Source organism: uncultured Gimesia sp. (assembly GCF_937919775.1).
In the GTDB taxonomy this organism is placed as follows: domain Bacteria; phylum Planctomycetota; class Planctomycetia; order Planctomycetales; family Planctomycetaceae; genus Gimesia.
The window spans coordinates 1-8,868 of record NZ_CALFPF010000091.1 but is presented as its reverse complement, the minus strand read 5'-3'; the positions used below and the strand labels follow the sequence as shown (position 1 = coordinate 8,868).

Here is an 8,868-nt window from a genome sequence, read left to right as displayed (position 1 = left end):
AAGAGTAAGGGCTTTGCGCTTGCTCATTCGGGTACAGGAACGTAAACTGTGACGTTTCACTAAGCGAGTATTTCTATAAGCTGTTTTGCCTCCTAATTTTAGGAATGAGTTCCGCAGGCCGGGTTTTCAGTCTGGCCGGACGCTTGAGCAAAACGAAGCCGTGCTTTCATAAACGTAATGGACAGGCGGGGATGGCAACAGGCAAGTCCCTGAGATCGACAAGGTTATTAGGTAACAAAGAAGCTGATTAAAATGAAAAAAGACATTCATCCCGACTATCATCCTGTTGTATTTAAGGATACTTCGACAGGTGATTCATTCATGATCCATTCCACAGTCACATCCAAGGCGTCAGTCGAGTGGGAAGATGGTAATACTTACCCGCTGATCACTGTGGAAATCAGTTCCAGATCGCATCCTTACTACACCGGTAAGATGAAGTTTGTTGACAGCGCCGGGCGAGTTGAAAAGTTCCAGAAGAAATACAACTGGGACAAACGAAACTCCGAAGAAGGGGACGCCAAGAAAGAAGGCGAGTAGCAAATTTACGAATCGTTTTTTACCGAGGCTCTGCGGACAATCCGTATGAGCCTCGTTTAGTGAACAGTGCCGTCTTTCTCTATTTTTAATGTCTGATTTCGTTTTGTTTCTCTGATTCGTTTTGTTTCTCTGGCAGGAATCAAATTTCTCGGGAAATGAAACGGAAGTCTGACTGACCTATTCGTGGATTTGGGTAAATGAAGTTTCCCACCCTGCAAGCAAAACTGGTCCGTTACGAAGAGCTGGGAAAACAGCTTCAGGATCCAGAAGTTCTGACCAACAACGCCAAGATGGTTGAGATTCAGCGTGAATACGGCGGTCTGGGCAAAGTGGCCCAGGAAGTCAAGTTATACAATAACCGCGCCGCGGATATTGAAGTAGCGCGTGAGATGCTCAAAGAGGAAACCGATCCTGCGGCGAAAGCTTATGCGCAGAAAGAGCTGGACGAGCTTTGCGAAGCGCAGGAAGCGCATACAAAAGAACTTGAAGATATTGTCGTAGCGGGTGACTCGATCACGCGCGGCGGTTTGATCATGGAAATTCGCGCGGGTGCCGGCGGCGACGAGGCTGCTTTATTCGCCCGCGAGCTGTTTGACATGTATCAGCATTATGTCGAGGCCCAGAAAGGCTGGAAATCAGAAGTTCTGCACCTGAGTGCAACGGAACTCGGGGGAATCAAAGAAGTCATTTTCTCGATCGCCGGTCAAGGTGCCTTCCATCGTTTGCAGTTTGAAAGTGGTGGCCATCGGGTACAGCGCGTTCCGGAAACAGAAACGCAAGGCCGCGTGCATACCAGTGCTGCTACCGTTGCCGTACTGCCGGAAGCAAGCGAAATTGAAGTGGAAATCAAACCGGACGACATTCGCCTGGATACATTTCATGCCAGTGGCCCGGGCGGGCAGAAAGTCAATAAGACTGAGAGTGCGGTGCGCATCACTCACTTGCCGACGGGGACCGTCGTGCAATGTCAGGATGAAAAAAGTCAGCATAAAAATAAGGCGAAAGCCATGCGCGTGCTCCGCAGCCGTGTGCTGGAGCAAATGCAGCAGAAAGCCGCCGACGAACGTGCTGATCAACGGCGTACTTTGATCGGCTCGGGAGACCGCAGCCAGCGGATTCGAACTTATAACTTTCCACAAGGTCGTGTGACTGACCACCGCATCAACCTTTCACTTTATAAAATTGATCAGATTATGCAGGGAAGCTTGGATGAACTGGTCGAAGCCTTGTTACAGTTTGACCGTGAAGAGCGTCTGCTGGGCGATAGCGCAAAGCGTTAAGCGCTGCCTGCCGTTTCACTGTCGACTGTTATTTCGACGGATCGTGTTTTGAAAGAAAATCCAGAATCATCGGAGAGCACTTCGCAGTCGGCTTCAGAATCGTGGACGGTTCGCCGAATTCTTGACTGGACGACGGCGCATTTAACCAAACATGGCAGTGATTCCCCCCGCCTGGATGCGGAAGTTCTCCTGGCATTTGCCCGGAACTGCGAGCGGATTCGCCTCTATACCAACTATGAAGACGAAGTCACGGAAGCACAACGCACGCTGATGCGCGAACTGGTTCAGCGCCGCGCGAAATCGGAACCGGTGGCTTATCTGGTGGGAAAACGCGAATTCTTCGGGCTGGATTTTCTGGTCGACCGGAATGTGCTCGTACCACGCCCGGATACGGAAACGCTGGTGATGGAACTGGTGGACGAAGCGCAAAAAATCGCCTCGCCTTTCATTCTGGATCTGTGCACGGGCAGCGGCTGTATTGCCATCGCCACTGCCGCCCATTATTCGAAGGCCTCATTTCTGGCGACGGATATCAGCCCAGCCGCGTTAGCCATCGCCACGAAAAACGCGGAGACCAATCGCGTCTCGGATAAGATTCGCTTTCTGCAGAGTGACTGCTTTGCGGGAATACCGGCCGATACCGCGTTTGATATGATCGTCAGTAATCCGCCGTATATTCCCGATGCCGAGATCGAATTGCTGGAAGCGGATGTCAGGCAGCATGAACCCCGGCTGGCTTTGTCGGGAGGCGTTGACGGTCTGGATTTTTACCGCCGGATCATTCAGGAAGCCCCTGCCTATTTGAAAGAAGCCGGCACGTTGATGCTGGAATTCTCTCCAGAACAGGAACCCGCTTTAAAAGCACTGTTCGAAGCTTCAGGGAAATATACCGACGTGAGAGTGAAAGCAGACCTGGCAGGGCGCGCCCGGGTGATTATTGGCAGAAAATTGCCTATCTTAAAATAATCTGATTCTCTATACTTCCCCCTTCGAGATTCAATCAAAACAGCTCCAGGAGATCCAGGGATGGATATGTTGATCGTTCGCGGAGGCGAGCGGCTTGCAGGTAGTGTTTCCGCCAGTGGTGCCAAGAATTCCGCATTACCACTGATGGCGGCTGCTTTGGCCTGCGAAGGTGAAACGGTCCTGCATTCCCTCCCCAATCTGGTGGATGTGACAACGCAATCACAGGTGCTGGGCTCGCTCGGAATGGAAGTGAATCGTGATGCGAGTGGCGCATTGCGGTTAAAAACCGTGGATGAAACCTCGTGCATCGCCGATTACGATCTCGTGAGGCGGATGCGGGCCAGTGTTTGCGTCCTGGGACCGCTCCTGGCGAAACGGCGTATGGCGTGCGTCTCTCTGCCCGGCGGCTGCAACATCGGTGATCGGCCGATTGACCTGCATCTGAAAGGGCTCACTGCCTTAGGCGCACAAATTCGCGTCGACCGGGGTTATGTCATCGCGCGTGCGGACCGCTTGCGCGGTGCGAATATTTTTCTGGGGGGCGCGTTTGGAAGTACCGTGACGGGGACCTGCAACGTGATGATAGCGGCGACTCTCGCCAAGGGAACCACCACCATCGAATCGGCGGCCTGTGAACCCGAGGTCGTTGATGTCGGCAATTTTCTGAATGCTGCCGGTGCAAAAATCGCAGGCCTGGGGACTCCGTTTCTGACGATCGAAGGGGTCGAGCAACTCCAGGGGGTGGAACACACGGTGATTCCCGATCGCATCGAAGTGGCAACGCTGATGATTGCCGCGGCGATTACGGGGGGCGAAGTCAGATTGAATCAGGTGCGCCCCGATCACATTACGGCGGTCATTGAAAAACTGAGGGAAGTGGGAGTCACGATTCAACTCGAATTTCCGGATCAGCCCGCGAAAATGCAATCGATCCTGGTGAAAGTCACGCAGCCTCTGAAATCGGTAGATTGTATTGCATTGCCATATCCCGGCATTCCAACCGATGTGCAGGCCCAATTAATGTCATTGCTGGCCGGTGTGTCTGGAATCAGTATTGTGACCGACAAGGTTTTTCCCGATCGCTTCATGCATGCATCGGAATTGGCCCGGATGGGAGCCAACATCCGCCGTGAATCTGCCAGCGCCATTCTGAACGGCGTTTCCCGATTAAGTGGTGCCTGCGTGATGGCTTCCGATTTAAGAGCCAGTGCAGCTCTGGTGTTAGCGGGTCTGGCTGCGGAAGGGGAGACGGTGATTCGCCGGATCTATCATCTGGATCGCGGTTACGAGAAGCTGGAAGAGAAGCTGATCTCACTGGGCGCCGATGTCCGTCGCGTGACAGATGAACCGAAAAACATGCCGGAAAGCCTGAAGCTGACCGATGGTGAGAGTCGCCCCACTCATTCTGAGTTGCTCGATGCACTGACGGGACCACACTGGAACGCGAGCGTCAAAACGGCTGAGCAGTCAGCAAATGAGGCAGACGCGGTTTAAGTCGTCGAGTCGAACCAGACCTTTCTGCTAAGACACTCCAGTGATTGCCCTTCGTCAAACAGCACGACCTCATTCCGTTATTTTTCGGATCTCTTTTTGCTGAAATCCAGGCAGATTAAATGTGATTCGCTGCGGAGATAGATTTTTTTGTGAGCCAGAACCGGCGCAGCCCACGCCGGATATTTGATCTGCGGGAACGAAGTACGACAGACTTCAGTGAACTGCATGGGATCGACCTTCACAATGGCCAGCGTGCCGCGCTCTCCCAGAACGATAAATTTGTTATCTGCCAGGATCGCAGAGCCACGTCCATAAACAGGCCAGGGGGCCGTTTTGCCGGAATCAATCCACTGGTACTGTCCAGTAAGCGTATTGGGTTTTACTTTTCCGACGACCGGCTCTGAGCCATCAGTTTCCCAGATCACTTTTCCGTCTGTCAGTCTGACACAACGCATGGTCGCGCCCCGTTCGTGGCGTCCGCTGAAGCCGTAGAGATATCCTTCGTGCTGAATGGTCGTGGACCAGTGCGTCAGCATGTTGGTGGGATTTCGCCAGAGTTCTTTATAACTCTTGCCGTCTGCATCGACCTGCAATAACGCCGACCCGACTTCATAAGCAGCGGACAGAAAGATTTTATCATCCACAACAACCGGACGCGCCGCATTCACGGAGTCGTTAATCAAGGAACGAAACCAGTATTTGAAATTAACGGAACCATCCTGGGGATCAAGTGAAACCAGTCCCTGGCGCATCAGGCAGAGCAGGTGGCGTTTGCCATGAATGGTGACGGCGAGGGGGGAAGAGTAGCTGGAAATTTTTTCATTGCCCCGCCACTTATACACGGGCATGCGTTCCCAGCCGGTGGAGGTTCCGTTCCAGACATCTTTGCCGACATTTTCCCAAAGTGTTTTTCCGGTGACGGCATCAAAGGCGACCATGCCCGCGTTCGGTTTGCCTCCCACCATGACGATCAATTTATCGCCTTCCAGAATGGGGGTGGAACCGACGCCGAAAAATCCGGGGGGAACGTCAAACTCTTTCAGACAGTCGTGGTGCCAGACGAGTGTTCCGTCTTTGAGATTGAGGCAATACAACTTTCCCTGCGCACCGAACGTGTAACAGTATTGGGGGGTCAGGAGGGGAGAGCAGCGTGGTCCGTTGTTGTATCCATAGGGGTCGCGGAAATCAGAGTCGTATTCGTACTTCCACAATGGCTTGCCGGTATCCGCCGCCACGCATTCGATGACCTCTTTACCTTCGCGGTCTCCATCGGGTCGATGATGAATCACCAGTTGATTGCCCAGTACGGAGGGGGCACTGTAACCTGTGCCGATTTTTTTCTCCCATAATAACGGGGGGCCTTCGAGCGGGAACTTGTCAATCAGATTGGTTTCCGAGGATATTCCCGTCTGTTGCGGGCCTAGAAAGTAAGGCCAGTTTCCTGATGTTTCCTCGACAGACTGCGCGTTTGCTGTCGCGTCAAACCGGCCTGTGTGCGGCGCTGGTAACGTTGTGATCAGAGAAAACGAGGTTCCCAGAATCAGCGTGAAGAAAGAAAACCTGTAGCGGCGACTAATGGAATTGTCTAAATTCTGCATAAGAGAAACCATTCAGAGGTAGGCGGTCAGGGAAGTTCATAGACTTTATACGTTTGATTTTGGTAAACGGGTTTAATGCCGGTAAAGGGGCCCAGCCGCTTTACGAGCAGATGCGTGATGTTTGTGTTCTCTTTGAGGGCACGTAATGCACGGTCATCGAAACCTCCATTATAGTATTCCTGACCCCATTTGCGTAAGTATTTCAAGCGTCGATTCCATTCGACAATGCCGGCGGCGTCCTGGGGACAGTCTTTGAAGGTGACATATTCTGGTCGTTCCGCGTACCATTTGAAGTCGGCTTCATGGGCGGGAGTCAAAAATAAGGCCGTTTCTGGTGTGTGTTGATGAATCCAGTCGCAGGCAGCGAGCCAGTCTTTGCGTTGTGCGGGAGACATCTCGTGGACGGGAGGAAAGACCCAGGCGGAATAGAGGACGGCTGTGAACAGACACAGACTGAGCAGGGCGACGATCACGGTGCGAGGCGATTTTGCGACTCTCAGCGTTTCTGCATCCGCGTGTTCCGTTGTAAAGAAGCGTAGTTGGATTGAGCGGACAAGGGAAATGGTGACCGCAATCGGCAGCAACGCGTCGAACAGGCGAAACGGATAAAATTTTAAAAGCGACATGCGAAAGGCATAAAAGGGCATTTCACTGGCCGGCCGCGGTCCTGCCCCCAGTAAAAAACCGATGACTGCCAGGCCAATGGTTCCGATGATGAACCATTGAAAAAATCGACCGGCAAACGCAGGGCCTGATTTTCGCTGCAGGAAAACCCAGATGCCCAACAGGATTGCATAAAACAGATAGCTTTCTGGATCGAAATCCATCGGATCAAGATGATGCTTCAGGCGGTAGAAGACCTGAATATAATTCGCTGCGAACTTTTCTTGTGAAGCGCCGTGAAAAACGAGGCTGAGCGAGGGAATGAGTCCTGGCAGAGCGCAGAGCAGGAGTAAACCGCACGCCGGGACTGCGGTTTTCAAACTTTGCCTGAGAGCGGTTTTGTGACGAAACTCCTGATTCAGAACCGCATAACAGGCCAGCGAAAATCCTCCGCAAAAAAGAGCCCAGATTCCCACGACGGGATGCCAGCTGATGGTCAGCCCCGCATAGATGGCGGATCGGTTCCAGCGCTGTTCACAGGCGTTCGCCAGCGATAAAAAAAGAAAACCGTAGGCGAATACTTTGGATTCAATGCCGCCGACGATCCATTCGCCGGAGAAGTTGCCGATAGCGGCGATTCCCAGATAGATCCAGGCAGCAATCAAAGGGGACCAGAGTCCCGGTATCAAAGTCCGGACGAGTCGATACCAGCCCAACGCCAGCAGCAGAAACCCCGCCAGTCTTCCAAGGAGGGCGGTGTTGTGCAGTGAAATCCATTGCGTCAGACTACCCAGCACCTGATAAAAAACGGCGTGGGCGTTCGACGATTCGAGGAAAAAATCGCCGGAACACCACTGCGGATTCCAGTAGTGTCGGGCTTTGCAAAGATAATGTGGTTCATTTGTTCCGGGGATTGGGAACCGGAGAAAGGAATCGGCGGCGAAGGAACCGCCGATCAACAATATCAGGAGCATGGCTTGGGGAGAGATTTTAGTCGCTGTGGATTCAGGATTCACTGAACTTGAGCACCTTGTTAAGCCATAAAAATTAACCGGAGCGAGTGTGGATGAGTCAGCGCGGTCTCAAAGTGGACTATTTCTTCGCTGTCTTCTTTTTCGCCGATTTTTTTGTCACTGCTTTTTTCGCGGTCACTTTTTTTGCAGGCATTTTATTGGCGGCTGATTTTTTTGTGGTTGACTTCTTTGCGGGGGCTGCCTGCTTTGCTGTTTTCTTTTTGGCCGTTCCTGTTTTGGAAGCGGTTTTCTTTTTCGTCTCTTTTTTGGCAGAATCGCCGAAGATCTTGTCGTAATTTTCCCAGAACTGGGGGGTCGTACCGGTACGAACTATGGGGCCGCTCATAATCTTACTTCTCCGTTAAGTCTCTGAATTCACCTGAGAGGATTTCAAATGAAACGCATTTTAAAACGATACTGTTACATTATTATAACAGGTGACAGGAATATTGTCTTTTTCTGAGCGCTGATTCTTTCGATCTACCCCTGAATTGTCAAGTCTGTCTGCAATGATCGGTCCGGAGCGGCGCGGGAAAAGATTTCTGTAACTCGTTTCCTTGCTGCCGAATCGTTTCCAGAAGTTGTTTCAGATGCGATTCGTTCGTGAGCGGATTCATCACGGTGATGCGAAAAGCCGCCTGGCCATCCAGAACGGAATGCACGATATAAAATTCTCCCGACTCGATAATCAGCCTGCGCAATTGAAAATGAAACAGGTTCTGTTGTTCCTGTGGTAATTCCTGCAGCCATTCCGGCTGGTAACGGAAGACGACAATATTGCATTCAGGTTCGTGCAGGGGTTCAAAATCAGGAGCCTGCAGGAGCAGCGAGTAGAATAAACGGGCGGTCTCAAAAGTCACATCCACGAGATCGGCGAAGAGTTGTTTTCCGAACAGCGACCAGATTCCCCAGAGTGCGTAGCTGTTCGCTCGTTTCGTGCATTCGATGGTTCTTAAACCCAAATCATATTCCGCAATTTCGGGAGCAGACGGATCAAACAGGTAAGGGGCCTGTTGCTGGAACGCCGTGAATTGATGTGTTTTGTCTTTAAAAAACAGGAACGCACTCAAGGCGGGCATGAACATCATTTTATGGGCATCGAAGACCACACTGTCCGCGCGGTGCAGACCGTTTGTAAGATGCTGGTGCTGTTGAGAAAAGCAGGTGGGCCCACCATGTGCCGCGTCGACGTGCAGCCAGATCTGGTATTGCTCGCAGAGGTCGGCGATTTCGTTCAAGGGATCAAAGGCACCAATGGGAGTCGCACAGGCGCAGGCGATAACAGCGATGATCTTTTTATTTTCACTCCGGCATTTCAGGATCATTTCATTTAATGCGTGTGGGTTCATTCTCCGTTTCTCATCGAGCGCGACC

General features: G+C 52.0%; 8 protein-coding genes. 4 read left to right on the top strand and 4 right to left on the bottom strand.

From position 1 onward, the window contains the following. Positions 1 to 252: 252 nt before the first annotated feature. The 4 genes from Q0294_RS02410 to murA all read left to right on the top strand — a co-directional run bounded on the left by Q0294_RS02410 (position 253) and on the right by murA (position 4,280). Positions 253 to 540: a type B 50S ribosomal protein L31 gene (locus Q0294_RS02410; protein WP_299460554.1), complete on the top strand. Its 288-nt coding sequence runs from the start codon at positions 253 to 255 to the stop codon at positions 538 to 540. A gap of 197 nt (positions 541 to 737) precedes the next feature. Next, on the top strand, positions 738 to 1,820 hold the full coding sequence (gene prfA, locus Q0294_RS02405; protein WP_299460552.1) for a peptide chain release factor 1: 1,083 nt from the start codon (positions 738 to 740) through the stop codon (positions 1,818 to 1,820). A gap of 48 nt (positions 1,821 to 1,868) precedes the next feature. Further along, positions 1,869 to 2,786, top strand: coding sequence for a peptide chain release factor N(5)-glutamine methyltransferase (gene prmC / locus Q0294_RS02400; RefSeq protein WP_299460550.1), 918 nt, complete (start codon positions 1,869 to 1,871; stop codon positions 2,784 to 2,786). A 60-nt stretch (positions 2,787 to 2,846) separates the two neighbouring features. Further along, positions 2,847 to 4,280, top strand: coding sequence for a UDP-N-acetylglucosamine 1-carboxyvinyltransferase (gene murA, locus Q0294_RS02395; protein ID WP_299460547.1), 1,434 nt, complete (start codon positions 2,847 to 2,849; stop codon positions 4,278 to 4,280). A 77-nt stretch (positions 4,281 to 4,357) separates the two neighbouring features. Here the strand turns inward: murA and Q0294_RS02390 are convergent, their stop codons facing one another. The 4 genes from Q0294_RS02390 to Q0294_RS02375 form a co-directional block, all read right to left on the bottom strand. Continuing rightward, a complete protein-coding gene (locus tag Q0294_RS02390) occupies positions 4,358 to 5,878 on the bottom strand; it encodes a PQQ-binding-like beta-propeller repeat protein (protein ID WP_299460545.1) in 1,521 nt (506 codons plus the stop codon). 26 nt (positions 5,879 to 5,904) lie between these two features. Next, positions 5,905 to 7,497 carry a DUF6798 domain-containing protein gene (locus tag Q0294_RS02385; RefSeq protein ID WP_299460543.1) on the bottom strand — a complete coding sequence of 531 codons (1,593 nt, stop codon included), beginning with the start codon at positions 7,495 to 7,497 and terminating at the stop codon, positions 5,905 to 5,907. Positions 7,498 to 7,573: 76 nt separating this feature from the next. After that, positions 7,574 to 7,840, bottom strand: coding sequence for an RNA polymerase subunit sigma (locus Q0294_RS02380; RefSeq protein ID WP_299460541.1), 267 nt, complete (start codon positions 7,838 to 7,840; stop codon positions 7,574 to 7,576). 148 nt (positions 7,841 to 7,988) lie between these two features. Next, positions 7,989 to 8,868, bottom strand: an 880-nt coding sequence (locus tag Q0294_RS02375) for a pyridoxal-dependent decarboxylase (RefSeq protein WP_299460539.1), incomplete at its 5' end; no start/stop codon positions are given.

What these genes read in the sequence shown, in the direction of transcription:
- Q0294_RS02410 (WP_299460554.1), top strand. Translation starts at nt 253, where the DNA reads ATGAAAAAAGACATTCATCCCGACTATCATCCTGTTGTATTTAAGGAT.
- prfA (WP_299460552.1), top strand. Translation starts at nt 738, where the DNA reads ATGAAGTTTCCCACCCTGCAAGCAAAACTGGTCCGTTACGAAGAGCTG.
- murA (WP_299460547.1), top strand. Translation starts at nt 2,847, where the DNA reads ATGGATATGTTGATCGTTCGCGGAGGCGAGCGGCTTGCAGGTAGTGTT.
- Q0294_RS02390 (WP_299460545.1), bottom strand. Translation starts at nt 5,878, where the DNA reads ATGCAGAATTTAGACAATTCCATTAGTCGCCGCTACAGGTTTTCTTTC.
- Q0294_RS02380 (WP_299460541.1), bottom strand. Translation starts at nt 7,840, where the DNA reads ATGAGCGGCCCCATAGTTCGTACCGGTACGACCCCCCAGTTCTGGGAA.